25 protein-coding genes and 1 riboswitch are annotated in these 24145 nt (G+C 43.2%); of the genes, 15 read left to right on the top strand and 10 right to left on the bottom strand.

The window, feature by feature from the left end; genetic code table 11:
- Positions 1-31: 31 nt before the first annotated feature.
- Complete coding sequence (locus ACX6CI_RS10580) at positions 32-493, top strand: PaaI family thioesterase (protein ID WP_458778124.1); 462 nt, start codon at positions 32-34, stop codon at positions 491-493.
- Positions 494-537: 44 nt separating this feature from the next.
- On the opposite strand, the gene ACX6CI_RS10575 is transcribed toward ACX6CI_RS10580, so the two are convergent.
- Positions 538-1218 (bottom strand): YrbL family protein, encoded by a 681-nt coding sequence (locus ACX6CI_RS10575; protein WP_458778123.1) that lies wholly within the window; start codon positions 1216-1218, stop codon positions 538-540.
- 224 nt (positions 1219-1442) lie between these two features.
- On the opposite strand from ACX6CI_RS10575, the gene ACX6CI_RS10570 reads away from it, so the two are divergent.
- Positions 1443-2261, top strand: coding sequence for a GNAT family N-acetyltransferase (locus ACX6CI_RS10570; RefSeq protein WP_458778122.1), 819 nt, complete (start codon positions 1443-1445; stop codon positions 2259-2261).
- Between the two features lie 55 nt (positions 2262-2316).
- Positions 2317-3384, top strand: a complete 1068-nt coding sequence (gene rsgA, locus ACX6CI_RS10565; protein ID WP_458778121.1) for a ribosome small subunit-dependent GTPase A — start codon at positions 2317-2319, stop codon at positions 3382-3384.
- 113 nt (positions 3385-3497) lie between these two features.
- Here the strand turns inward: rsgA and ACX6CI_RS10560 are convergent, their stop codons facing one another.
- From ACX6CI_RS10560 to uvrC, 4 genes are all read right to left on the bottom strand, one after another.
- Complete coding sequence (locus ACX6CI_RS10560; protein WP_458778120.1) at positions 3498-4679, bottom strand: acyl-CoA dehydrogenase family protein; 1182 nt, start codon at positions 4677-4679, stop codon at positions 3498-3500.
- A 43-nt stretch (positions 4680-4722) separates the two neighbouring features.
- Positions 4723-6033, bottom strand: a complete 1311-nt coding sequence (gene lat / locus ACX6CI_RS10555; RefSeq protein ID WP_458778119.1) for an L-lysine 6-transaminase — start codon at positions 6031-6033, stop codon at positions 4723-4725.
- A gap of 33 nt (positions 6034-6066) precedes the next feature.
- A complete protein-coding gene (amaB, locus tag ACX6CI_RS10550; RefSeq protein ID WP_458778118.1) occupies positions 6067-7602 on the bottom strand; it encodes an L-piperidine-6-carboxylate dehydrogenase in 1536 nt (511 codons plus the stop codon).
- 141 nt (positions 7603-7743) lie between these two features.
- Positions 7744-9555: an excinuclease ABC subunit UvrC gene (uvrC, locus tag ACX6CI_RS10545; RefSeq protein WP_458778462.1), complete on the bottom strand. Its 1812-nt coding sequence runs from the start codon at positions 9553-9555 to the stop codon at positions 7744-7746.
- Between the two features lie 223 nt (positions 9556-9778).
- Positions 9779-9975: riboswitch (cobalamin riboswitch) on the top strand.
- An 87-nt stretch (positions 9976-10062) separates the two neighbouring features.
- Between uvrC and thiC the strand changes: the two genes are divergently transcribed.
- Positions 10063-11406, top strand: coding sequence for a phosphomethylpyrimidine synthase ThiC (gene thiC, locus ACX6CI_RS10540; RefSeq protein WP_458778117.1), 1344 nt, complete (start codon positions 10063-10065; stop codon positions 11404-11406).
- Positions 11407-11423: 17 nt separating this feature from the next.
- Here thiC and ACX6CI_RS10535 read toward each other — a convergent pair whose 3' ends face one another.
- Together ACX6CI_RS10535 and ACX6CI_RS10530 are read right to left on the bottom strand one after the other, a co-directional pair.
- Positions 11424-13049, bottom strand: a complete 1626-nt coding sequence (locus tag ACX6CI_RS10535; RefSeq protein ID WP_458778116.1) for an ABC transporter ATP-binding protein — start codon at positions 13047-13049, stop codon at positions 11424-11426.
- 60 nt (positions 13050-13109) lie between these two features.
- A complete protein-coding gene (locus tag ACX6CI_RS10530; protein ID WP_458778115.1) occupies positions 13110-14264 on the bottom strand; it encodes a diguanylate cyclase in 1155 nt (384 codons plus the stop codon).
- Between the two features lie 212 nt (positions 14265-14476).
- On the opposite strand from ACX6CI_RS10530, the gene ACX6CI_RS10525 reads away from it, so the two are divergent.
- The 8 genes from ACX6CI_RS10525 to ACX6CI_RS10490 all read left to right on the top strand — a co-directional run bounded on the left by ACX6CI_RS10525 (position 14477) and on the right by ACX6CI_RS10490 (position 20837).
- The gene (locus tag ACX6CI_RS10525) at positions 14477-15049 is read left to right on the top strand and encodes a DNA-3-methyladenine glycosylase I (RefSeq protein ID WP_458778114.1); all 573 of its coding nucleotides are present in this window, start codon (positions 14477-14479) and stop codon (positions 15047-15049) included.
- 124 nt (positions 15050-15173) lie between these two features.
- Positions 15174-15878 (top strand): hypothetical protein, encoded by a 705-nt coding sequence (locus ACX6CI_RS10520; protein WP_458778113.1) that lies wholly within the window; start codon positions 15174-15176, stop codon positions 15876-15878.
- Positions 15879-16064: 186 nt separating this feature from the next.
- Positions 16065-16985: a biotin--[acetyl-CoA-carboxylase] ligase gene (locus ACX6CI_RS10515; protein WP_458778112.1), complete on the top strand. Its 921-nt coding sequence runs from the start codon at positions 16065-16067 to the stop codon at positions 16983-16985.
- Positions 16986-17089: 104 nt separating this feature from the next.
- The gene (locus ACX6CI_RS10510; RefSeq protein ID WP_458778111.1) at positions 17090-17659 is read left to right on the top strand and encodes a biotin transporter BioY; all 570 of its coding nucleotides are present in this window, start codon (positions 17090-17092) and stop codon (positions 17657-17659) included.
- A gap of 9 nt (positions 17660-17668) precedes the next feature.
- Positions 17669-18421 carry an energy-coupling factor ABC transporter ATP-binding protein gene (locus ACX6CI_RS10505; protein WP_458778110.1) on the top strand — a complete coding sequence of 251 codons (753 nt, stop codon included), beginning with the start codon at positions 17669-17671 and terminating at the stop codon, positions 18419-18421.
- Entirely contained in the window at positions 18409-19164 is a 756-nt protein-coding gene (locus ACX6CI_RS10500) for an energy-coupling factor transporter transmembrane component T family protein (RefSeq protein ID WP_458778109.1), read from the top strand. Before ACX6CI_RS10505 ends, ACX6CI_RS10500 begins: the two co-directional genes overlap by 13 nt.
- A gap of 204 nt (positions 19165-19368) precedes the next feature.
- Positions 19369-20463, top strand: a complete 1095-nt coding sequence (locus ACX6CI_RS10495; protein WP_458778461.1) for a PQQ-dependent sugar dehydrogenase — start codon at positions 19369-19371, stop codon at positions 20461-20463.
- Between the two features lie 173 nt (positions 20464-20636).
- Positions 20637-20837, top strand: coding sequence for a hypothetical protein (locus tag ACX6CI_RS10490; protein WP_458778108.1), 201 nt, complete (start codon positions 20637-20639; stop codon positions 20835-20837).
- 118 nt (positions 20838-20955) lie between these two features.
- On the opposite strand, the gene ACX6CI_RS10485 is transcribed toward ACX6CI_RS10490, so the two are convergent.
- Positions 20956-21165, bottom strand: a complete 210-nt coding sequence (locus ACX6CI_RS10485) for a rubredoxin (RefSeq protein ID WP_458778107.1) — start codon at positions 21163-21165, stop codon at positions 20956-20958.
- Positions 21166-21336: 171 nt separating this feature from the next.
- Positions 21337-21717, bottom strand: a complete 381-nt coding sequence (locus ACX6CI_RS10480; RefSeq protein WP_458778106.1) for a Rap1a/Tai family immunity protein — start codon at positions 21715-21717, stop codon at positions 21337-21339.
- An 879-nt stretch (positions 21718-22596) separates the two neighbouring features.
- On the opposite strand from ACX6CI_RS10480, the gene ACX6CI_RS10475 reads away from it, so the two are divergent.
- The 3 genes from ACX6CI_RS10475 to ACX6CI_RS10465 all read left to right on the top strand — a co-directional run bounded on the left by ACX6CI_RS10475 (position 22597) and on the right by ACX6CI_RS10465 (position 23683).
- Positions 22597-22827, top strand: coding sequence for a hypothetical protein (locus ACX6CI_RS10475; protein ID WP_458778105.1), 231 nt, complete (start codon positions 22597-22599; stop codon positions 22825-22827).
- Between the two features lie 120 nt (positions 22828-22947).
- Positions 22948-23190 carry a YheU family protein gene (locus ACX6CI_RS10470; RefSeq protein WP_458778104.1) on the top strand — a complete coding sequence of 81 codons (243 nt, stop codon included), beginning with the start codon at positions 22948-22950 and terminating at the stop codon, positions 23188-23190.
- Positions 23191-23401: 211 nt separating this feature from the next.
- Complete coding sequence (locus ACX6CI_RS10465) at positions 23402-23683, top strand: hypothetical protein (RefSeq protein WP_458778103.1); 282 nt, start codon at positions 23402-23404, stop codon at positions 23681-23683.
- 230 nt (positions 23684-23913) lie between these two features.
- Here ACX6CI_RS10465 and ACX6CI_RS10460 read toward each other — a convergent pair whose 3' ends face one another.
- Complete coding sequence (locus tag ACX6CI_RS10460) at positions 23914-24102, bottom strand: hypothetical protein (RefSeq protein WP_458778102.1); 189 nt, start codon at positions 24100-24102, stop codon at positions 23914-23916.
- Between the last annotated feature and the right edge of the window lie 43 nt (positions 24103-24145).

The following is a 24145-nucleotide window of genomic DNA, read 5'->3' as shown; positions in this document are numbered from 1 at the left end:
AAACACTTTAAATCGACTGGGGAGGGATGTGATGTCTGATAAGGCCTTTCAAGATTACTATGCTGATGATTATTCGCACTGTTATGGTTGTGGTCGCCTCAATGAGAAAGGACACCAGATAAAAAGTTACTGGGATGGAGATGAGAGTGTTTGTCATATCCTGCCGGAAAATCATTATTCCGGTGGGATGAAAGAGATTCTCTATGGGGGCTTAATTGCATCACTTATGGATTGTCACGGGGCAGGGACCGCGGCGGCTGCAAAAGCGAGAGAATCAGGTATTGTTTTAAAACCTGGGGCAATGCCACGGTTTGTTACAGCATCCTTACAAGTAGACTACAAAAAACCGACGCCAGTTGGAGTTGAAGTAGAATTGAGGGCTAAGGTAGAGGAAATTAAGGGTCGTAAGGTGACAGTGGGCGTTACCCTGGCGGCAGAGGGTGTCGTAACGGCTAAAGGGATGTTAATTATGGTGCAGATTAAGGATAATTAAGCGAAAAGCTAAAGTTGGTTGTTATTCTTATCTTGCCCTATGAGCTACGATCTTCTCTGGTAGTACTCGCTGATACGGCTGATTAGTTGAGTTGTTCTACGAGCTAATTTTTTTCGGGCAAAATATTTGCTGTATTTTGTGATTGGAATGAATTCTTTCGTATCAACCTGACTCTTAAGGTCTATTATATAGGGTATGTAGGTTCCATCTTCCTGTAACTGTAGGACTATGTTTTTCAGGTTTATATCGAAGATGAAGATATCTTGGGCACAAAGATGGTCACAGAAATTGGATATAATCATCTCAATATGTTGAATATCACAGCTCTCTTGATAAAGAATTATATCATATATTGATTTTGCTATTGAGCCATCGTAATTACGGATGCATTCACATAATAATCCCTTACCTTTATTTGTACTAATAAAACCATGACAGTGGCTTATGCATGATAAATCGGGGTGCAGGCGCATCAAATTCTGATATGCTTGCATCTCCATGATACTTGATGAGTCACCTTCCTTATCTCCTGCAAAAGCTGTTTTGACAACGAGATTTGGATTTGCAGGGTGTTCATAGCAATCTCTTGTTTTGCCATGACTTATTTTTAGATCATCATTTAGGGTAAGCATTCTATTATATTCAGAAATATTAGTCTGGTTGTTTTTCGCTGCGTCTCTGTCGTGGGTATGTGAATCCTGATCTTCGTGCCCAAGACAGTACATTAAGTGCTGCTGAAAATCATGTTTTTTATAACTCTATCTGCGTTGTCAGGCAGTTGCTTCTTTTAAGTAATACGCTTGACATAAACGTAGAATACTTCTTGCCATGTTAGATGGGGTAGCCTTACATTGTTTTGCAGTTTATAATCAATATCCTCTCGGCACAATTTGCTCCAAACTCATAGAGTCAGTATATGGTCTATGTCGGAACGAAAAAGAAGATTAAAATGGCAGAAATAAGAAAAATCGTATCAATCGCGCAGGTTGATGAACTTAAACAGCAATATCTACAGAAGACTACAGCTGCATTAGATGGGATGTGGCTCCGTGGATTTGTGCCAAGGGCAAGCCATTTTGGTTTTTATGAAAATGAAGAACTGGTCGGTTATTGTTGTATAAATGATGATGGTTATGTACTGCAGTTGTATGTGTGTCAAGAATTTCAAGATCAGGCAGGATTACTGTTTGAGGAACTGCTGGTTCACAAACACCAAGTGGTGCCTGAAGTCAATGGCGCATTTGTAAGTACTGCAGAACCTGGATATCTGGCACTTTGCCTTGATCTCTTTCCACGTTTCAAGGTTCACACCTTTATGTATCAGTTGGGTAGCTTCCAATCTGAAGATCAAATTAATACAGCACCTCTTCAGCTAACCACCTTAACTCACAATCAGTTGGCAGAGGCCGTTGCTTTTGCAAAGCTCAACGTTGGAGCCCATGAAGGATGGTTAATGGGCTACTATAGTGCGTTGATTAATCGAGGTGAACTCTTTGGTCTCTTACAAAATGGTCGGTTTGTTGCTGCGGGGGAAAGCCGGAGTGATGATCATGTTCAGTCAGGTTATGGTGATATTGGACTCATTGTTGATAGGGCACTACGAGGGCAGGGGATTGGCACTCAGATAATGACTGAGTTAGTACGCATTACTCAAGGGAAGGGATTAAAGCCAATATGCTCCACAGAAAAAGAGAATATCGCAGCACAAAAAGCGATTACCAGAGCTGGATTTTTTGCGGGACACCGAATCATACAGTTTGACTGTTAATCGCTTAATCTTTTGTAGTAATACGAACATAAATTTACGGAGGATAGTGAATATCATGCACTCACTCACAAAACTAGGTTATGACAGTTGGGTTCAGAGCCATGCTGAGAGCCAACAGATTGCTCCCCATGAGCTTGCACGTGTTGTTTCAGTTCATAGGGAAAGTTATATCCTGAGTAAGGGAGGGGGGGATGTCTTTGCTGAACTAACTGGCAATCTACTCTATACAGCTCAAACTTCGCTTGAACTACCCACTGCAGGTGACTGGGTTTGGGCGGATTTTTATGATGATGACAGTCACGCAATAATTCATGAAGTGATACCGAGGAAGACCTTACTTAAACGAAAGACTTCGGGGAAGGCTGTTGAGTACCAACTCATAGGGGCTAATATCGATATTGCCTTCATCGTTCAGGCGGTGGACGATAATCTGAATATGAATCGTCTGGAGCGATATCTTGTTATGGTGCATGAAAGCAGCATTACACCGGTAATACTCCTGAGTAAATGTGATCTGATATCTAACGATTTGGTAGATGACGTTAAGGGGCAAATCAGCGCTGTCAGTCCAGGCACTGAAGTTATTGCTTTTAGTAACCTGTCTGAAGAAAGTACAGCTCCAATACGAGATACTCTTTGTTCAGGTCAGACATACTGTCTTCTTGGGTCTTCTGGGGTGGGCAAAACCAGTTTGCTGAACAATATTATGGGTAGTGAGGCCTTTGTAACCCAGGAGGTGAGTAAACGAAGAGGTAAGGGCAAACACACCACAACCAGAAGAGAGCTGGTGCAATTACCAGGTGGAGCACTTCTTCTTGATACTCCTGGTATGAGAGAGTTGGGTAATATCGCCATTGATATTGGCCTGGATGAGACCTTTGCTGAGATTGTCACCCTGTCTGATGAGTGCAGGTTTAGTGATTGCAGTCATCAAAGCGAAAAGGGATGCGCTGTTTTAGCAGCTATCAAAGATGGAAGATTGCCCGAGAAGCGATACAGAAACTATTTGAAGATGAGAAGCGAGTCAGCCTTTTACGAAATGTCATATTCCGAAAAAAGAAAGAAGGATAAGGCCTTTGGTAAGATGATCAAATCTACCATGAAAAGTAAAAAGAGATGGTAGATATTGAGTTCGCAAGTGACCATCGAGAAAAAATGTGATTAACTTTTTTTGTGGTTTTTTTTTTGCAAATCGCTGTAAATGGGAGCCTTTTCCTTCTTGTGTGTTGCGTGGTGTTATGATCTGTATGCAGGGATTCCTGTCACTTTCTCACCTATGATGAGGGTGTGCATGTCATGGGTTCCCTCGTATGTGTAGACCGATTCCAGGTTGTTTGCATGGCGCATGATCGGGTACTCGCCCATGATGCCGTTTGCTCCAAGCATGGTTCGAGCAGTTTTTGCGATGTCCATCGCGATCTTAACATTGTTCATTTTTGCCATTGAGACTTGGGCAGGACTATAACTTCCCTTATCTTTTAAGCGGCCAAGTTGCAGGGCCAGAAGTTGTCCTTTTGTGAGTTCGGTGACCATTTCAGCAAGTTTTTTTTGTTGAAGCTGAAATGAAGCAATTTTTCTGTCAAATTGAACCCGTTGCAGGGAGTATTCAAGGGCGGTCTGGTAACAATTGTCTGCAGCACCCAGTGCACCCCATGCAATACCATATCTTGCCTGAGTGAGACAGCTGAGCGGGGCTTTAAGGCTGTTTGCCTTGGGCAGCATTGAGTGTGTCTCGTTGAGTACAACATTATCGAGAATTAGCTCTGAAGTAACCGAGGCGCGGAGGCTCCACTTGCCCTTCATATGGACTGTGCTAAAGCCTGGAGTATCTTTTTCTACAAGAAAACCCCGAATACCATCGGCACTATTTGCCCAGACTATTGCAACATCGGCAATGGAGCCGTTGGTGATCCACATTTTGGAGCCATTTAAGGTCCAGGTCCCATCTCCATTGTTAACTGCTTTGGTCCGCATTCCTGATGGGTTGGAGCCAAAGTCCGGTTCTGTAAGTCCAAAGCAGCCAATAGCCTCGCCAGCTGCCATCTTTGGCAGCCAATGTTGTTTTTGCTTCTCACTACCATAGGTGAAGATAGGAAACATAACAAGAGAACCCTGTACCGAGGCAAAACTTCGTATGGCTGAATCACCACGTTCGAGTTCATACATGAGAATGCCATAGGCTACATTGGACAGTTCAGCACAGCCATACTTCTCAGGAAGTGTCGGGCCTAAAAAACCAAGACCGCCCATTTGTTTAACAAGATGGAGTGGAAACTTTTCTTCCTGGGCGCAACTGTCGATTATTGGCATGACCTCATCATTGATGAATTCCCGTGCCGTCTGTTGTACGAGTCGTTCTTCATCACTGAGAAGTTCTTTCAGATTCATATAATCGGTAAAGTCGACACTATTGCTCATTGTAAGTTCCTTTTTAAGGAGATGTATATTAGAGGTTTGTTTATTAACTTGCTGTAATAACGTTTTTTAGTCTGGTGAGTACTATATCCACCTCATCTTCGGTGATGGTGAGGTGGGGGCGAAAACGGATGCTCCTATTTCCACAACCAACGAGCAGTAGCTTTTCTTTAAAGGTCTTTTCTAAAAAGATATCTCTGGTAGCTGAATCTTTGAGGTCAAAAGCGCACATAAGCCCTTTGCCCCTTGGGCTGAATATAGTCTGTGGGTATTGTGCAGCCAGTGCTTCCAGACCTTGTAGTAACTGATCGCCTCTCAATCGGGCATTTTCGATCAGGTTGTCCTGTTCAATTACCCTAAGAATGGCAGAGCATCTGGCCATATCAATGAGGTTGCCGCCAAAGGTTGAATTGATTCTGCTGGGCTCAGTGAAGACACTACTTGGTGTCTCATCCAGTCGCCTTGAGCCAAGAACTCCGCAAACCTGTGTTTTCTTACCAAAACTGATGAGATCAGGAGTGACAGAGGTGTGTTCGTGGGCCCAGAATTTTCCGGTTAAACCGATGCCGCTCTGCACCTCATCCATGATAAATAAAAGGTCATTCTCATCACAAATCCCGCGTAGACTGACAAAGAACTCATTGCGGAAGTGATTATCACCGCCTTCTCCCTGGATGGGTTCAATAATAAGGCCTGCGATGTCTGGTCCACTTCTGTGTAGAGCAACTTTAATTTCAGCTAAAGCCTGTTGCTCAAGGGCCATGGTCAGCTGCAGGCCTTCCTCTGTAGAGGGAAAACTGAGTTTTGGGTTAGTTATTCGCGGCCAGTCAAAGGTTGGGAAATATCGGGTTTTACGAGGGTCGGCAGTGTTGGTTAAGGAGAGTGTGTACCCGGAGCGTCCATGAAAAGCCTGCTTAAAATGGATTATTTGGTGCCCACGTTCCTCTTTTAACCCTGATTCGTAGTTACGCTTAACCTTCCAGTCAAAGGCTGCTTTAAGACTATTTTCGACAGCAAGAGCGCCTCCTTCGATGAAGAAGGCGTGGGGGAGGTAGTCGGGCATGGCAACACGGCCAAATGTTTCCAGGAATTCAGCCATGGCCTCTGTGTACATATCGGAGTTGGCGGGCTTTTGAATAGCAAGTCTGCCTAATTTATCCGATATCTCAACAATAGCAGGATGGTTAAAGCCAATTGCCATGGAGGCAAACATGGAGAAACAGTCGAGGTAGCGATCTCCATTACGCTTATCGACAAGCCAGCTTCCCTTAGATACATCAAGATCGACGATTATATCCATCCCATCTGCGAGAATGTACCTGCTGAGAATGTTTTTAACCTCGGCTGCGCTTGTCATGACTGCTCTCCTTAGAGATGTACTCCAAAATAATTATTCAATATTAAAACGAATACCTTGTGCCAGTGGCAGGCTGTTGCCAAAATTTATGGTTACAGTTTGCCGCCTCATATATGCCTTCCATGAGTCGGAGCCGGATTCCCGTCCGCCTCCTGTATCTTTTTCCCCGCCAAATGCTCCTCCAATCTCAGCCCCCGAGGTGCCTATGTTTACATTTGCAATACCGCAATCGGAGCCGCTGGCGCTTAAGAATCTCTCAATTTCGTTGTGATTTGTGCTGAAAATAGACGATGAGAGTCCCTGGTTAACGCTGTTATTTATGGCTATACCATTTTCAACAGGGCCGTCATATTCAAGGAGGTAGAGGATGGGGGCAAATGTTTCTTCGGCTACAATGGCGGCGTCTTTGTCTATTTGTACAATTGTAGGCTCCACATAACACTGTGACTCATACCCTTCGCCTTTAAGGACATTTCCACCAAAGAGGATCTCGCCACCCTGCTTAGCTATGGCCTTGATTGCCTTTTGGTATGTTTTGACGCTCTCCTTGTCGATGAGTGGCCCCATGTGGTTTAGTTCAAGGAGGGGGTTGCCAACACTGACGCTATTGTAGGCAGTTATCAGGTGTTCTTTAACTGCTTTGTAGCGGGATTTGTGGATGATAAGACGTCTTGTTGAGGTGCAGCGTTGGCCTGTTGTTCCTACAGCTCCAAAGACGGCGGCCGGGATAGCAAGTTTTAGGTCGGCGTGTTCTGTGATGATAATTGCATTGTTGCCACCAAGCTCAAGTATGCTCTTACCCAGCCTGTCTGCAACGGTTTTGGCTGCGAGCTTTCCTGAATTAACGGAGCCGGTAAAAGAGATAAGTGGGATACGTTTGTCTTCCAGCAGCTTTTTGCCAACATTGTCGCGGTCACCGATAATAAGGGAGAAGATGCCTTCAGGAAGGTGATTCTGGTCAAGAACCCTTGCAATGATCTTATGTAGAGCAATCGCTGATACTGGAGCCTTGGAAGAAGGTTTCCAGACCGACACATCGCCACAGATGGCTGCGATCATGGCATTCCACCCCCAAACTGCCATGGGGAAATTAAAGGCGGTCACAATACCTACAATCCCTAAGGGCTGGTACTGCTCAAAGAGGCGGTGTTCAGGTCTTTCAGACATGGTTGTCATTCCATAGAGCATTCTGGACTGTCCAACACAATAGTCGCATATATCAATGAGTTCCTGGACCTCACCCAGACCTTCCTGGAGAGGCTTACCTGTTTCGTAGGATATCAGGGTACCCAGTGGCAGTTTGAAATCACGGACTCGCAAGCCTATCTGCCTGACTATTTCACCTCTTTGGGGGGCAGGCGTAGTACGCCAAGCTTTGAAGCTTTCTTCAGCTTGTTCGATGACAAGCTGATAATCCTTCCCCGTGGCCTTGGTGACATGGGCAAAAGTCTCACCGTCAACTGGTGACGTGACAGCTATTTTCTTTTTACCATTACTTTCAAGCCATTTGGTGCCAGTCGATGTACCTGACATAGTTTTTTCAAGGTACAGCTCATCAAGAAAATTCATTGGGCCCCCCGGTCCATAAAATTGTTTGTTTTATTCTATAATTATGTCAGCAAAATAGGTGAGAGTCAAGTGGAGTTGACTGATGTTTTATCTCGTCTACTGCTGGAGTAATTGCGCTCCAAGAAACATTAGGTATTCGCTTTAAGTTACTGACTGGTTGAAGAAATTGAATATTGTTGATGCGATTTCAGGACCAATACCCTGGACCTCGCACAGTTCTTCAATATTCGCTGTTTTTACACGTTTGAGGCTTCCCATGTGTTTGAGTAACTGTTTCTTTTTCTCCGTTCCAATGCCAGGTATTCGGTCAAGTTCTGATGTGAGTGTTGCCTTGTTACGCAGCTTTCTATGAAAGGTTACACCAAACCTGTGAGATTCATCACGAATTCTCATGAGATAGAGGATGATCGGATTATGGGGCAGCAGAACGATGGGGTTTTTGCGATCAGGTTTGTACAGTTTTTCACCTTCATCTTCCTTTTCTTTGGCTATGCCAATCCAATCAATATCTTTGGTAATACCAAGGTCTTTTGCCACGGCGAGTGCCATACCAAGCTGCCCCTTGCCACCATCAACCACAAACATATCAGGAAGGGTGTCCTCTTCAATCCCTCTTGTGAGTCGTCTTTCAAGGACCTCTTTCATCATGGCGTAGTCATTTGGCCCATCAACGGTTCGAATTTTATAGTGCCTGAAGTTGGAGGTGTCCTTTTCACCATTGGTAAAACATACAAGTGAGCCCACAGCTTGCTTGCCGCTGATGTTTGAAATATCCAGACACTCAATACGGTTTGGTGCGCGGTCGAGGTGGAGGGTCTTGCACATTGTTTTACTTAAATGTTCCCAGGAACTTTTCTTTTTCTCCTTTTCTTCAAAGACCTGCATTGCATTGGTATTCGCCATGGCTATGAGTTGTAATTTCTCACCCCGCTGGGGAATTTTTAGCTCGACCCTGGTGGTTGATTTATCGCTTAAGAATTCGCTGTGGAGGTCAAGGTCGCTTGGGCTAAAGGGGAGGAGAATCTCAGAGGGCACTACTGTCTCATCTGTGTAGAACTGGCTGAGTACCTGAGACAGGATTGAGGCGTCATCACCATAAGGGTCAGCGAGGAAGAAGGACCGACTGCCATTAATCAGTCCATTGCGAATAAATAACAGAGAGACAGTGACAGCGGCGTCTTTTCTAGCAAAGCCAAAGACATCCTGATTCATGGTGTGGCTTGCAGAAATGACCTGTTTCTCAAGTGTTTTAGATAGAGCGCCAACCTGATCTCTGAGCGTTGCTGCTTTTTCAAATTCGAGTGCTTGTGCGGCTGCCTGCATCTGCTCGTTTAATGATTTGATCAGGTCTCTGTTACGCCCCTCAAGCAGCATGATGATTTTTTTCACATGCTCCATATACAGCTTACGATCAGCATTTCCTGCACATGGTGCCAGGCATTTACCAATTTGACGATTGAGGCAGGGGCGGTCTCTTTTTTTCAGCTTGCCACCCTTGCAGTTTCGAAGAGGGAAAAGCTTTGCGATAAGACGGAGCGTAGACCACATGGCTCCAGATGATGAGTATGGACCAAAGTAGCGTGCCTTGTCACGGGACTTCCTTCTTGCCATATGTACTCTTGGCCATTCTTCCTGTACTGTAACCTTGATGTATGGGTAGTTTTTATCATCGCGGAGAATGATATTATATTTGGGTTTATGCTTTTTAATAAGAGAAGCCTCTAAGATCAGAGCTTCTTTCTCGGTATGGGTGAGTAGAACGTCAACTTTACTGACTTTTTGAAGCATTATGCTGGTTTTATTATGTTCGGCTGCTGAAAACCGTGCATATGATGACAGCCGTTTATGCAGATCCTTGGCCTTGCCTACATACAGGACTGTGGATTTCTGGTCCTGCATAATGTAAACCCCCGGTGTGTGCGGGGCTGATGATAGAATTGATTGGGGAAACATTGTGTTGTAAATAACCTTAGTAATTCTTTGTATGGATCTGTATTTACGATCAAAACGTAAATTTTTGTAGTGGTGCTGGCGAACGGTTTTGTTGAGAGTGATATGTCTGTGTTCACTTGTCTCACCTGGTTTACGGTACAACATTTTTCCAAAAAGGCTACATGCTTACAATTGCAAAATAGGGATTTACATAAATAAATTTTTCCTGTAATTTGCCTGCAGTAAAACTACATATCTCACAGGTGGTAACTGTTATGTTACTGAAAAGGGAATACGGTGAAAATCCGTAGCGTTGGGCCAGCGCTGTAAGCGGGGACAACATCTGCTATACACCACTGCTTTTTAATACTCAAAAAGTGGGAAGGTGCAGATGGAGGATGATCCGTAAGTCAGAAGACCTGCCTGTTTGAACATAGACTTTCCCGTCCGTAAAAAAGTCCGTATCACGCTTGCCGTGGTACGGACTTTTTTATTGCCCATGGGTGGGGTAACTGTATGGAGAATGCAATGAAAACACAGATTGAATTGGCAAATGAAGGGACGGTCACCGCTCAGATGCAACAGGTTGCAAATGATGAAGGTTTCAGCGGAGAAGAGATTAGGGATCGTGTTGCAAAAGGACATATTGTAATCCCTGGATGTGCTGTTAGACCCCACCAGAAAATAGTAGGAATCGGTAAAGGTCTACGGACAAAAATCAACGCATCTATAGGTACTTCGTCGGATATATCTGATGTTGAACTTGAGATCAGAAAAGCTCGTATTGCAGAGCATGAAAAAGTTGATACCCTGATGGAACTTTCAACTGGCGGGGATCTTGATGCAATCCGCAGATCTGTCCTTGGCAGCTGCTCTCTTCCTGTGGGTAACGTTCCTCTCTATCAGGCATTTGCCGAAGCCACTAAAAAGTATAGAAACCCCAATAAGCTGGATCCTGAATACCTCTTTGAACTTATTGAAAGACAACTTCAGGATGGTATTAGTTTCATGGCTATCCATTGTGGTATTAACAGGTTCTCCATCGAGAGACTTCGTAAGCAGGGGTTTCGTTATGGAGGCCTTGTCTCTAAAGGTGGTACCTTTATGGTTTCATGGATGGAATACCATAACAGAGAAAACCCTCTGTATGAGCAGTTCGACAGGGTCTGTGAGCTGATGAAGAAGTATGATGCTGTTTTATCCCTTGGAAATGGTATTCGTGCAGGTGCAATTCACGATAGTCATGACAGGGCGCAGATGGCTGAAATGATCATCAACTGTGAACTTGCAGAACTTGGTAGAAACATGGGTTGCCAGATGATGGTGGAAGGCCCGGGGCATGTTCCTCTTGACGAGATAAGCGGTAATATCATGCTTGAAAAGGCAATGAGCGGTGGGGCTCCATATTATGTACTTGGACCACTCCCTGCAGATACCGGTGCCGGTTATGATCATATTACAGCAGCCATTGGTGCTGCTCAGTCTGCGTGGCATGGGGCAGATCTAATCTGCTACATTACCCCCGCCGAGCACTTGGCACTGCCAACTGAAGACGATGTTCGTGAAGGCGTTCGGGCTACACGGCTTGCAGCAAGAATCGGTGATATTGCAAAATATCCTGAGAAGCGAGAGGTGGAAAAGAAGGCAGCCATTGCCAGAAGAGACAGTGATTTTGAAGAGTATTTCAAGCTTTCAATGTTTCCTGAAAAAATGACAGAGGTTCGTCAAAGTAGAAAGCCAGAGAATGAGTCCACCTGTACCATGTGCGGTGATTTCTGTGCGATGGAAAGAGGGCACTCTCTTTTTAAAGATGACATCGCAGGCGATAAGTGCTCTCAGAAAAAAGAAAAAGAACTGGTCACTGAAGAGTAACTATTTTTAAGGCTCGGTTAGAGAGGTGCTATTTTCTCTAAGTTCAAGGCTGAAAAAAGAGTTCGGGTATACTCATGCTCAGGTGCTTCAAAGATCTGAGCAGTGGGCCCGGACTCTACAATAATTCCATCTTTAAGCACCGCCACATAATCTGAAACTGCTCTGATTACCCTGAGGTCATGGGAAATAAACATATAGCTCATATTATGTTTTTGCTGCAGGGCGAGTAGTAGTTCTATGATCTGCTTCTGGATGGTTACATCAAGAGCAGATGTCGGTTCGTCGAGTATAATAAATTTTGGTTTAAGTATGATTGCCCGTGCAATGGCGATTCGTTGTCTCTGTCCACCAGAAAATTCATGGGGATAGCGACTGGACATTTCTTCATCTAAACCCACTTCATGTAATGTCTCGTTTACCAGGACTGCGCGCTCGGCACGACTCAGCTCGGGGCGGTGAACCTGAAGTCCTTCTTCGACAATTTGCATAACAGAAAGACGGGGTGAAAGGGATGAGAAAGGATCTTGAAATACTATCTGAAAATCACTGCGAAGTGGTCCCAGTTTTTTTTGGGAAAGACTTTGTAGATTTACCCCGTTAAAAAAAATATCACCAACACTCTGATTGAGTCGTAGCAGAGACATGGCAAGAGTGGTCTTACCGGAACCTGATTCTCCAACAATCCCGCAGGTTGTCCCTCCCTTTATCGATAAGTTAATTTTATTAACTGCCTTTATCGTTGTTTGTGACTTCTTAAACGGGTTTGCCCATTTATTTTTCTGATCAAAACTACAGGTTAGATCTTTTGTACTCAGTAGTATTGGCCCGGATGGTGCAGGTTGCTTTGTGCCTTGCGGTAGTGCCGAGAGTAGCGTTTTAGTATAGGAATGTTGTGGGTTCGTAAATATTTGCCCTGTGGGGCCGGATTCAACGATGCATCCTTCTTTCATAATGCAGACGTGGTCTGCCTGGTCACGCACTATGGAGAGATCGTGGGTGATAAGAAGCAGGCCCATGGCGAGCTCAATCTGCAGCTCTTTTATAAGGGTAAGGATCTGTGCTTGAATGGTTACATCAAGAGCGGTCGTTGGTTCATCTGCAATTAAGAGAGAAGGATTTCCTGCAAGTGCCATTGCAATCATCGCCCGTTGTCTTTGTCCACCCGAGAGTTCATGGGGATAAGAGCAAAAACGTCGCTCTGCATCGTCGATACCGGTTTTAGCAAGGTAATGGTAGGCCTGTTCACGCGCCTCTTTTTTATCAAACCCTCTGTGGAGCATGAGCGGCTCTATGAGCTGGTTGCCGATGGTGTATACCGGGTTAAGTGAGCTCATGGGCTCCTGGAAAATCATTGCTGCTTTGCTGCCTCGAATTGAGCGTATTTCAGCACTGGTAAGAGAAGATAGATCAACACCATCAATGGCGATGGTACCGGTTGATGATACATTGGTGCTTGTTTCAAGCAGGCGAAGAATAGAGAGGGCAGTAATTGATTTCCCAGAGCCGGATTCACCCGCGAGTACCAGTGTTTTGCCACGGTCAAGGGTGAGACTGATGTCAAAAAGAGTTTGGGTTCTGGTTTTGTGACCATTTTGGTCGTAACCGTTAAACCATAAATTGAAATTATCGATTTCGAGAAGCATTATTGGTCAGTGAGTTAAAACAACCGTAAAACAGTGTTAAAGGGTTGGGTGTTGATGTGATTAATCGATGGGCAGGATGGACGCAATTTCCTTATATACGATGTCATCGAGTTCCTTGAAAGAGGTGGTCATTCCTATATCATATTTACCTGAGTCGAGCAATTCGACTCGTACAACATTGCCGATCAGTATGACAGGACTTTGGCTTTCTGCCAGCTGTATTTGGACTGAAATGAGCGATCCCAGCAGGAGTGGTTTGTCATTTTCAAAGAGAATACCTCCTACACAAATATCCTTGCTTGTACCGTTGACTGGTGGTGTGCTGCTAAAATCCAACTCTTTAGAGAGAACCTGTTCCTCAATTTTCACTCGTATATAGCGTCGCTTCTCATATTTGTAATGGGATATACGATTCTTCCCGGCACCTTTTGAAAGATACATGGCACTATCTGCCATTTCAATCAATTCTTCCGGGTTTCCACTATTGAATGGGAATGAAGCAATACCTCCACTTATGGTAATCTTTCGTGTGGTACCAGAGAAGGAAAATTCATGTTCAGCTATTTTTTGTCGAAGTCGTTCTGCAAATACATAGGAGCTGATATTGTCTGAATGGGTAAGGAGAAGAATAAACTCTTCTCCTCCAAAACGTGCAGCAATATCACTATCTCGTTTTTCTTTGGCGATAATACCAGCGATTGTTTTCAGCACAGTGTCACCGCTATGGTGACCATAGTCATCATTTATAGCTTTAAAATTGTCTATGTCGAGAAAGAGTACGGTAAAATCCTCACTGTATCTTTTGGCAACAGCGACCTGCTGGCTATATACTTCATCAAAATAACTCCGGTTAAAAAGTCCGGTAAGGGTGTCGTAATGGCTTTTACGCACTGCATTTTCGTAGCGAGCAGTCTCAATGATGCGTGGGTAATCTAAAAAATGTGTCGTGTTCTGCAGGTAATCGCAGAATACGGTGGTGAGATTGACAGGTCGCCCTAATTTTGTCATCATCTCCTGGCGATGGTCAAGGAGGTTGCGCCAGTGTCTATAGCATTCAGACAAAGGTAGATCGACGTCACCTAAGAGATGAAACGTCTGTTGGATGGCGAGTGGCCCTTCCTCTTTTACGAGTATTTCAATGTTCTGGATAAGGGCATCATCATTTGGGCTTTCAGATCGTAGCTTGAGTAGATTTTGTCTGAGCATGGATTGCATAGGCCTCCATTTCAGGTTATCTAGGGTAAGGTTGCATAGCATTGGCTGGAATTTTATACCTCCTCAAATCATAATCAATCTTTGCCTGTCTGCATAATGTATTCGTAATATAGGTGAAATGTTTTTTTTTAGTCTGGTTAATCAAGTCTGACTCGCGCGAGTTGTAATCGTTTGGGTGATAATGAAATGTACTAAGGATATGGGAGAAGAGAATGGAAAAAAGATGTACATGGTGCGGTGAAGATCCCATATATATTGACTATCATGATAAAGAATGGGGAGTCCCACTGCATGATGAGCAAAAGTTGTTTGAATTACTTTGTATTGAGGGGGCCCAGGCGGGCTTAAGTTGGATAACAATCCTTAAAAAAAGAGAGGGCTATAGGCGTGCCTTTGATAATTTTGATAAGGAAAAGATTGTTCGGTATAGAGATGAAGACATTCAAAGACTGCTTGCTGATTCAGGGATTGTCCGCAACAAGCTAAAGGTTGGGGCGGTGGTGCAAAATGCAAAGTGTGTGTTGGATCTCTATGACCAGGGGGAGACCCTCGGTGGGTATCTATGGAAGTTTGTTGATGGAATACCTATTCAGAATGCTTGGAAGGATACCAGCGAGATTCCCGCTTTAACGCCACTTTCAGAAAAGATGAGCAAAGATCTGAAGAAAAAAGGTTTTAAATTCGTAGGCCCGACAATTTGCTATGCCTACATGCAATCCATGGGCATAGTAAATGATCATCTGGTAGATTGTTGTCGGTATGACACTGTAAAGGCCCTTGGTTAACGTAAAATCAGTTTCATTTGCTTTGAAGCGGGCCAACTTGCTGCCTTTTATTTCACAGCTATTTGCGATAACATTATTTGGAGAAATCTCTTAGTACAATTGATAACTTCATAGTGTGTTCAGGATGACTGTAAAAAAATCTAAAGTGGCGGTTAACATAAAGAAAAACAGATTGACCATAACTGTTGCCGAGGAAATAACGAAAAAGAGTGTGGACAATATCTATACGGAAATCAGGTTTGGTGTGGCTGATCTTAAGCCTGGTTTTGATGTTATTACAGACCTTTCTGCCTGTTCCCTTGCTGCATTGAATAGTTTGCCAACGTTTAGGAAAATCACCAATCACCTTGTGAATGCCAGGGTGGGGAGGGTGGTTCGGGTCATAGATGAAACGAAAATCATAAAAAAACAAATGATCAATATGGCTGGTCAAATGCAAGGTTATACAGCTGATATCTTCAATAGCCTTGAAGCAGCTGATGAGTTTTTAGCCAATTCTACAACGACCTCGGGACTCTCCTTTGCTCTTCAGGGGCAAGATGCCAGCTATGTTCACGGAGATCGGGAAGGTACTGCAATAGTTGTATCCCTGTCAGTGCATATATGTGAAATGAAGAAGGCGACTTTTGCCCTTGAGGAGGAAGATAGTATCTCCTTTTCTGTTAAGTTTGCTGCCCATGAAGGATTGCTGGAAGAGTTTAAGACAAAGGCTGTCGTCACATGGGTAGATGGTGATAGGTTTTGTGTACGTTTTGAAGATGTTGATACCGACCTTCAAGAACAACTCTGGAATCGGTTGGTCCACGAGTCCCAGTGTGATTTATCCTGACTGTAGTTGTGTATTACATTCTATTTCTTGTAATAATCGTTGCGGAGTCCTTCCGCTGAGTCATAATCCTATAAATATGTAGCAACCCTTGATGTCTCATATCTGAATTTAATTGACAATATTGATAATTTCGTTACCCTTGTCTCTGGATGAGGTTAACGAGAAAAACGATATCAAACAATTGTAATGAAATCAAAAATATTGCAGCTTCTAAAAGAGGCCCCTGATGTAATTTCCGGTGAAGAGTTGAGTTTGGAACTTCAGGTGAGCAGAGTTACAATCTGGAAGCATATAAAGGCCCTGCAGGAGAAGGGGTATAATATCCTCACGAGTCCAAAGGGTTACAGCTATAGCGCCGATAATGATTTTCTTTTCGCCTGGGAGTTTGCAGGCCGAGAGTCGCAAATTTATTACTTTGACAGTTTGGCCTCGACCATGAGCAAGGCCAAGGAAGTCGCTCGGCAGGGAGCTCCTGATCAATCAGTCGTACTGGCTGATTATCAGAAAGAGGGAAGAGGACGGATGCAGCGCATCTGGTTTTCCGATAGAGGCGGACTCTACTTCACTCTCATTCTTCGACCAGAAATTCCCGCAACATCAGCATTTCTCATGAATTTTATCACGTCCACTGCACTGGTTGAGACAATACGAGAACAGACCGGTTTGGACGCACGGGTAAAATGGCCCAATGATATCCTGATTGGTGAGAGTAAACTTTCAGGTATGTTGTCAGAGCTTGAGGCATCAGAGGAGCTGGTGTCGTTTGTTAATATCGGCATAGGGATCAACGTGAATAATGATCCAACAAAAAAAGAAAAAACGGCGACCTCTCTTAAAAACGAGCTGGGCCGAGAAGTGAAAAGAAGAGATCTGCTGACAGGCTTTTTGGATAGACTTGCCGTGAGGCTTGATAATCTGCAAACGGGTAATGCAGTAGAAGAGTGGAAAAAATACACTATGACCATTGGTAGACAGGTGAAAATTGTCACCTTAAAAGAAACTGCTGAGGGTAAGGCCATCGATGTCGATGATTCAGGAGCACTGATGTTGCAGCAGGACGATGGCACAGTAAAGAAAATTATCTACGGTGATTGTTTTCATCTGTAGAGGTCTGTATAAAAAAAAAATCGATTCATAAAATATCAGAAAAACGATAACTTCAAACGAACTTCTAAGGTAGTCACACCTTAATCAACACAAGGGATTCAGTTATGAGTGTTTCAATTGAACAAAAAAATGACTTAAATATTTCCAGCCAGCTGCAAATGACCGTTTATAGCTCTCTTGTCGCAGCCCTTATTGCGGTGGGTGCCTTCATTGCTATTCCCATCGGGCCGGTCCCAATCGTTTTGCAGAATCTTTTTGTGATGCTTGCGGGCCTCCTGCTTGGTGCTCGGTGGGGTATGGCGAGTGTCGGTCTGTATTTACTTGCAGGAATCTGCGGTCTGCCTGTCTTTTCCGGAGGAGGTGCCGGGTTAGGACACTTCTTTGGCCCTACCGGAGGCTATCTTATCAGCTACTTACCCGCAGTTTTTATTGTAGGATTTGTTGCAAAAAGATCAACAGCCCTGGTTGTCAGGGCCGGGAGCTTGGTGGTCGCCCATGTAGTTATTTTTGGTATAGGTGTGACCTGGTTAAAGGTGGCGACTGGTATGACATTTGGTAAAGCCCTGGCTGTAGGCATGCTTCCTTTTTTAGTTGGGGATGTTATTAAAATTGTGGCAGCGGTTCTTATTGCCAGGGCGCTATCCCCACTTATTTCAAAGAAATTAATAAAGTAGTGGGCCAGAATGACAAGTATTATTGAAATAGACCATCTTACCCACCGTTTTAGTGATGGTTCACTTGGCCTTAAGGATATAGATCTTAGTATTGATAAAGGTAGTTTTGTTGTGCTTGGGGGCCGAAATGGCTCTGGTAAGACAACACTGTTACGCCACCTCAATGGCTTACTCCTTCCAACGGAAGGCGAGGTGAGGGTAGAAGGTTTTTCAGTTTCTGATAATCTTACACTGGCCAGGCAAAAGGTCGGTATGGTCTTCCAGGATACTGACAGCCAGATCGTGGGAGAAACCGTCTTTGAAGATATTGCCTTTGGCCCTGAAAACCTGAAACTGGGTAGAGCTGAAATTAACAGAAGGGTTGAAATGGCTCTTGAGGTAGTAGGTTTATCAGGACGTACTGATGATCGCCCCCATCTTCTTTCAGGTGGTCAAAAAAGGCGTCTCACCATAGCCGGAATTCTTGCCATGGAACCGGCCATTCTTGTTTTTGATGAACCATTTTCAAACCTGGATTTTCCTGGCATTATTTCTGTGCTCAGACAAATAGTCTCCCTTCATAGTCAGGGACATACCATCTTACTCACCACCCACGACCTTGAAAAAGTGATAGCCCATGCAGATAGGTTACTGATCATGGAAGGTGGCATGATAGTGCGTGATGATAAACCGCAGTCACTCTTTCATGAGTTAGAGGAGTTTGGGGTTCGTCAGCCCTGTAGTTCCAGGATTGGTGGAGAGGTGAGGTCATGGCTGGAGTAACAGTATTTTGTTACCAGAAGGGCGACTCGCAACTCCACCAACTGGACCCAAGGTTTAAGTTGCTATACATGGTTCTGCTTAGTATGGGAACTGTGTCGTGCGGATTTGTTGGGCTTGCAATAGTGACTATTGTGATACTTACAGCACTGTTTGCAGCGCAGGTAAACATTCTCGCAGTGCCAAAAGAACTTAAAGTTTTCCCTTATTTTCTCTTTTTTATTTTTTGTACCAGAAGCCTCACCACTCCGGGCGATCCAATATTTGTTTTTTCAGTTATTTCTCCTACCTATCAGGGAGCCATTGAAGGGCTACATTTTTGCTGGCGTCTTTCCCTTATTGTTCTCATAAGTCTTGGTTTTATCACCAGCACCACTTCTAATCAGATAAAAGCAGCAGTGGAATTTTATTTTTCAAAGGTGCCTGGGGTTCCGGAAAAAAGGGTCTCCACAATGCTCAGTCTTCTCATCAGATTCATACCTCTCATCCTGCGTCAGGTTCAGGATACTCTTGATGCACAAAAGGCAAGATGTGTGGAAGTGCGGAAAAATCCGGTCTATAGGCTGGTTAAGCTCACCATCCCACTCATGTATCGGATCTTTACAAATGGTGATCAACTGGCAATCGCCATGACTTCAAGGTGTTACACTGAAGAAAGAACCGGCCTTGTGCTGACAGCCTCCCGTAATGACTGGCTAAGCCTGCCACTACTTCTTTTACTACTCCTGTTAATGCAAGTTCTCTGAAACGTTGTTTTCTAACAATAAATATGAATCTGCATGACTCTTGGTAGTTGAATGCATATTCTATTTGAAGAGCTAAAAAATCATCAGAGGAGAATTGCTATGATTTCTCTTTTTCGTAAGAGATTTGCACAAATTGTAGTACGTAATATACCAACATTTCCCCTAGTTACTGTAGTGTTGATCTTGTTCGTTGTAGGGATTGTTATGCCACTTAATAGTGCGCTTGAGGCGTCACAGTTACGGCGGATAACGGGGACGGCAGGGTCAATATTAAATGCTCAAAGCATTACTGAATTTAATGAGCCGTGGGCCATGACCTTTCTTCCAGACGGAAATATGCTGGTTACTGAGAAGCCAGGCATCTTGTACCTTGTGAGTAAAGATAGTTTTGCAAAACGTGAGGTTGCTGGAGTTCCCGAGGTTGCCTATGGTGGACAGGGTGGTTTAGGTGATGTCGTTCTGCATCCGGAATTTGCTGACAATAAACTGGTGTATTTGTCCTATGCAGAGAAGGGGCGCTTTGGCAGAAGAGGGGCAGTTGTCGGGCGAGCAAAATTTGTCGTGGATCAGGATGGTCCTGCATTGAAAGATCTTAACGTTATCTGGCGGCAAACTCCAAAAGTGAAGGGAAGGGGTCACTATTCCCATAGAATAGCTTTTAGTCCTGATGGAAAATTGTTTATCACCTCAGGTGAGCGACAAAAACAGAAGCCTGCACAGGACTGGTCACAGAACCTAGGCAAGATCATCCGGCTCAATGATGATGGTTCAGTCCCAAAAGATAATCCCTTCCAGGATAAGGGGAAGCTGGCAAAATCTTTTTGGTCACTAGGGCACAGGAATCTTTTGGGGATCGCCTTTGATGGAGAAGGAAGGCTCTGGACCCATGAGATGGGGCCTAAGCATGGGGATGAACTCAACTTGATAGTGAAGGGAGATAATTACGGCTGGCCAATTGTTTCCTGGGGCAATCAGTACTCTGGTCTTGATATTCCGGATCATGACACACGGCCCGATTTTCACGCTCCTGAAGCATATTGGGTTCCAACTATTGCTCCATCCGGTCTTGTCATCTATTCGGGGGATGTTTTTGAAAGCTGGAAGGGGGATGTATTTATAGGAGGTCTTGCCTCTAAAGCTCTTATTCGAGTGGAAATTTCAGGAGACTCCGCTAAAGAAGTTGAACGATTCCCAATGGGGAAACGAATAAGAGAAGTGGAACAGGGACCGGATGGTGCTATTTGGGTTTTAGAAGACAAAGTTGGTGGACGTCTATTAAAACTCACACCTTATAAGTGATAATAAAACCTTTTTCTCAAACTGTTCCACGTAAGCTAATGTATGGTGAGACCTGTTATTTTTTATGTCAGTTCTTAATGTATGTATATTCAATGGTGGCTTGGGCCACTATAACAGCCGATTAAGTGCTTTCCGGCAATTAATACTCAGCTGCAAAATCAAAGGAGATTAAAATGGATTTTGATTACACGTATGCGGACTATCTCGGCGAAAAAGAAATCAAGGCAATAGCAAAATTGGAACAAAAATTAGGCAAAAGACTTATGGCCTACTATACCCCACCAGCGACATCTAATCTGGATGAGAATGATCTTTTAAAGATTAAAAACCTGGAAAAGAAACTTTGTGTCAGGCTAGTTGCTTACGATACATAATAGACTTGCAATTCTAAATAGCAGTTCGTTGATGTAGCATGAGTCAGCTTTTTGGTGAGCTGACTCGGTTGCTCTTAAGTAATGACGATAACGTTTTCCATTAAAAATGGAGTGAATGTTATGATCCGTCCTCGGCTACGGATCCAGGTCCGATGACCGGTCTATACTTATCCTTTGATGCTCCACAAACCGGACATTTCCAATGCATTGGTAGAGCTTCGAATTTTGTTCCTACCGGCGTTTTGGTTTTCCGATTTGGCTTCGTTGGATCATAGACAAATCCACAATTGGTGATTTGGCATTGGTACATATCTTTAGGGTCCGTCATAAAATCCTCCATTGTTTCTTAGACTGTTGTTTCATAACTACAGTGTATGACAATGTGGCATATCTGTAAAATTAAAAAATGCGCTCCTCTATGGCAAACCTTGGGGCACACTTCTCTGCGCCGTTACGTATGATGTTACATTTTGAGCAATATTTTAATTCACGATCTGCTTCATTTCTGGCATGGGAAGGCATCAATGAAAGCTGCGAGTGTGAGGTTTAAGTTTCCTTGCCGAAGCTTCTCGGGGTGCTCCTCAAGATAGTTTATCAAAATACGAGCATTTTGGCCGTTGGTTACACCTTTATCTGGCGCGCAAAAATATGGATTGGGAATTTTAAGATCATTTTGGTATGAGGCATTGAGATCATATACACCTGAAATATACCCTAAACAGAATCCAGCCTCATAGCGCTCTCCTTTTGCGGGATCAGCAGGCCAGTCTAATAATATTTCACACGACCGTAACAACCTACTACCATCAGCTAATACTTGTTCATAATGCAAGATTAGAGCGAGTAGAACCATCAAGATTTTTATTGTTTTCAATTGCATACCATCCTCATTAATGCAGACACCTGATTATGTAAAATCATTACCCCGTAATTGTATTGTTTATATATGGTACCTAAATCTTGCCCGCGCAATTTAAAAAATAATTTTTCAACGAAATAACAATGCTTTATGGATGAATTATCTACACTGACTGCTTACTTTTTTATGAGTCATATTTTTTCATAATTGCTACCCTTCGGGATTAACAATTTCACCGAATTTGCGTTGTTTCCGGAGTTTTGCAGTATATTTATACGTATGTAACTCCGGTGCCTCGCATCTCCGGTAAACTTGTTAATTGCAAGATTGAGGTGGTACATATAAGCCGTTTTATTTACCTCAGTTTTATCTCTTTGTATTTTGTTTTATGGTTGGGCGGCGCAGGAGGTGTGAACAATTAACCTTGGAGTCTGTCGGATTGAAGGAGAGTTGACTCGTTTTTTTTGATGTTTGCGAGAGAGGGGGGAGGTTTGTTGTTTGATGACAAATAAAAAATAAGGAACACCTAACTTTTTTATTGCAAAGAATATTTAATCGGTTATTATTCAGACTCAGCAAGGATTCTCCCCTTGCTCTTTTAATCCATTTAATTCTCCTAAACGACCTGTCGGGCTCATCATTCGGTAGGTCGTTTTTTATTGTCCAGTTTTACTTGTCTACTATGTGACTGAATTTTTCTTATAATAGTTTTAGGTAGGGTGTTGTATTTGTAGCGATAATTCAGGTTTTGGAAGTACTGTTTTCCTGATCATAACTGGAACAAGGTAAGAATAGTCCTGGCTGTGAAAATAATGTATTTCCCTCCTCGTCTATGGTAATTTTGAAGTTGTTTGATTCTTATTTATAATACTATAATACTCTTGCAAAGGTCATATCACTATGATGGTACGAACAGGTTTGTATATATTTCAGATAGTTGTCTTGTCTCTGATGGTTTCATGTTCTGGTCCTGAAGATACTGGTGAGAAAGGAAGCCTCAAAGAGACGCAAGATAAGATTGCCCAGGAAGCAGTTGACTACATAAAAGATCCGCTGGATAAGGCCAAGGAAACTGCTGAGCTGGCTAATCAACATACTCAGCAAGTTAAGGACGCAGAGACTCAAGAGTAATTCTTATACCCCATGCTCAATGCATTTGGTTTTCTAGTCAGCTTAGTTTGATTGATATATCCCAACTGGAGAGCCTTCAGGCCTGTGCCTTCAGGGTCTCACCTATTTGAAAATTATAAAATGAATGCTGTTAAAATTCCACATGATCAATTGAGCCAAGAGGCCTTGAACGGTGTTATTGAAGAATTTGTAACACGTAATGGGACTGATTACGGTGAAACCGAAATCTCATTTGAAGCTAAAATGACCCAAGTTTTACGTCAACTCAAATCTAAAGATGCCTTTATTGTCTTTGATCATCATACTGAAACTACTACTATCGTAAGTAAGGATGATCAAATTTTACAATCTATTGATTCATAAGACTCTAATAGCGGAGGCCCTATTTATGGAGGAAGCCAACCATCGGTTACTAATGTACATTCCAAACTCATCACACGATCATAAAACGGTGTCAATTTTTATCAAAAAAAATCAGCTACTCACTATTGTTTTCCCGTTGATAGCTTCAGTGCTTTTACTTAGCTCCTGTAGCAATCCCTATTCCTCATTGTACGGTGAGTCACCGTCGAAAATGAAAGCAGACGTCGACTTTCTGGAAGAATATAAAAATAGTATGTGCGGTATTAAAGACAAGCATGAATATGAGGAAATATCCAGCGGCAGGTGTCTCGCTCTCTACTACGATTATAAAGACCAAAGTCACACAAAAAATGAAATGGAAGATGTGGTAAAACGTGTCAGGTCTATCTTAGAAGACCCCGGCAAGGCGGACCAATCATCTCTTGACCGGTTATCGAAAGCCTCGGCTGAAATTGTAGGTTGCAAAAATTATATTACTGAAAACTGTATGTAGTAAGAGTAAACCTCCTTCTCTTTTTACGGCTTTTCATGTGCCTGCATCTATTATTCTTTGGCGTGGTTGGATCACGAATCATAAAGAAAGCCAAATTGAATCTCCCCTCGTTTGAATACAAATAGTTAATAAGCTAAAAACTGAGATACTGTTCGAGTTTACATTTTTGTACGCACTGAATTTATTATTACTAGATTAGGCTCAAGTATCAGCGATTTTTTTCACTATGGTCAATCTATGGGTAGTAGGTTGTGTGCCGCCGTAAGCAGAGTGAGTTCACCGTTGATTTTGACATAGATTCTCCTACTCTGGTCGATGAAGGTTTTTGTGAGTCTTCTTCCAGCTAATCCATCAATGTTAACAACGATAAAGCCTTTTCCATTTTGTCGAAGTTGTAATTTGTTCTTGTCAATTCTCATAATTATTACCTGTGAAGTTTAGGTTAGGTCAATAGTTGCCCTG

The organism is Desulforhopalus glucosivorans (assembly GCF_054397165.1).
The sequence above is the reverse complement of the archived record's forward strand: the minus strand, read 5'-3'. Positions and strand labels throughout refer to the sequence as shown.

Excerpts from the sequence above, each read along its gene's own strand:
- ACX6CI_RS10500 (WP_458778109.1), top strand. The coding sequence starts at position 18,409 with ATGGCTGGAGTAACAGTATTTTGTTACCAGAAGGGCGACTCGCAACTC.
- lat (WP_458778119.1), bottom strand. The coding sequence starts at position 6,033 with ATGACAAGCGCAGCCGAGGTTAAAAACATTCTCAGCAGGTACATTCTC.
- ACX6CI_RS10470 (WP_458778104.1), top strand. The coding sequence starts at position 22,948 with ATGAATGCTGTTAAAATTCCACATGATCAATTGAGCCAAGAGGCCTTG.
- ACX6CI_RS10525 (WP_458778114.1), top strand. The coding sequence starts at position 14,477 with ATGGAAAAAAGATGTACATGGTGCGGTGAAGATCCCATATATATTGAC.
- rsgA (WP_458778121.1), top strand. The coding sequence starts at position 2,317 with ATGCACTCACTCACAAAACTAGGTTATGACAGTTGGGTTCAGAGCCAT.
- ACX6CI_RS10495 (WP_458778461.1), top strand. The coding sequence starts at position 19,369 with ATGCCACTTAATAGTGCGCTTGAGGCGTCACAGTTACGGCGGATAACG.
- ACX6CI_RS10530 (WP_458778115.1), bottom strand. The coding sequence starts at position 14,264 with ATGCAATCCATGCTCAGACAAAATCTACTCAAGCTACGATCTGAAAGC.
- ACX6CI_RS10505 (WP_458778110.1), top strand. The coding sequence starts at position 17,669 with ATGACAAGTATTATTGAAATAGACCATCTTACCCACCGTTTTAGTGAT.
- ACX6CI_RS10485 (WP_458778107.1), bottom strand. The coding sequence starts at position 21,165 with ATGACGGACCCTAAAGATATGTACCAATGCCAAATCACCAATTGTGGA.
- ACX6CI_RS10520 (WP_458778113.1), top strand. The coding sequence starts at position 15,174 with ATGACTGTAAAAAAATCTAAAGTGGCGGTTAACATAAAGAAAAACAGA.
- ACX6CI_RS10575 (WP_458778123.1), bottom strand. The coding sequence starts at position 1,218 with ATGTACTGTCTTGGGCACGAAGATCAGGATTCACATACCCACGACAGA.
- ACX6CI_RS10535 (WP_458778116.1), bottom strand. The coding sequence starts at position 13,049 with ATGCTTCTCGAAATCGATAATTTCAATTTATGGTTTAACGGTTACGAC.
- ACX6CI_RS10560 (WP_458778120.1), bottom strand. The coding sequence starts at position 4,679 with ATGAGCAATAGTGTCGACTTTACCGATTATATGAATCTGAAAGAACTT.
- thiC (WP_458778117.1), top strand. The coding sequence starts at position 10,063 with ATGAAAACACAGATTGAATTGGCAAATGAAGGGACGGTCACCGCTCAG.
- ACX6CI_RS10490 (WP_458778108.1), top strand. The coding sequence starts at position 20,637 with ATGGATTTTGATTACACGTATGCGGACTATCTCGGCGAAAAAGAAATC.
- ACX6CI_RS10515 (WP_458778112.1), top strand. The coding sequence starts at position 16,065 with ATGAAATCAAAAATATTGCAGCTTCTAAAAGAGGCCCCTGATGTAATT.
- ACX6CI_RS10475 (WP_458778105.1), top strand. The coding sequence starts at position 22,597 with ATGATGGTACGAACAGGTTTGTATATATTTCAGATAGTTGTCTTGTCT.
- ACX6CI_RS10480 (WP_458778106.1), bottom strand. The coding sequence starts at position 21,717 with ATGCAATTGAAAACAATAAAAATCTTGATGGTTCTACTCGCTCTAATC.
- ACX6CI_RS10460 (WP_458778102.1), bottom strand. The coding sequence starts at position 24,102 with ATGAGAATTGACAAGAACAAATTACAACTTCGACAAAATGGAAAAGGC.
- ACX6CI_RS10510 (WP_458778111.1), top strand. The coding sequence starts at position 17,090 with ATGAGTGTTTCAATTGAACAAAAAAATGACTTAAATATTTCCAGCCAG.
- uvrC (WP_458778462.1), bottom strand. The coding sequence starts at position 9,555 with ATGTTTCCCCAATCAATTCTATCATCAGCCCCGCACACACCGGGGGTT.
- amaB (WP_458778118.1), bottom strand. The coding sequence starts at position 7,602 with ATGAATTTTCTTGATGAGCTGTACCTTGAAAAAACTATGTCAGGTACA.
- ACX6CI_RS10580 (WP_458778124.1), top strand. The coding sequence starts at position 32 with ATGTCTGATAAGGCCTTTCAAGATTACTATGCTGATGATTATTCGCAC.
- ACX6CI_RS10570 (WP_458778122.1), top strand. The coding sequence starts at position 1,443 with ATGGCAGAAATAAGAAAAATCGTATCAATCGCGCAGGTTGATGAACTT.
- ACX6CI_RS10465 (WP_458778103.1), top strand. The coding sequence starts at position 23,402 with ATGAAAGCAGACGTCGACTTTCTGGAAGAATATAAAAATAGTATGTGC.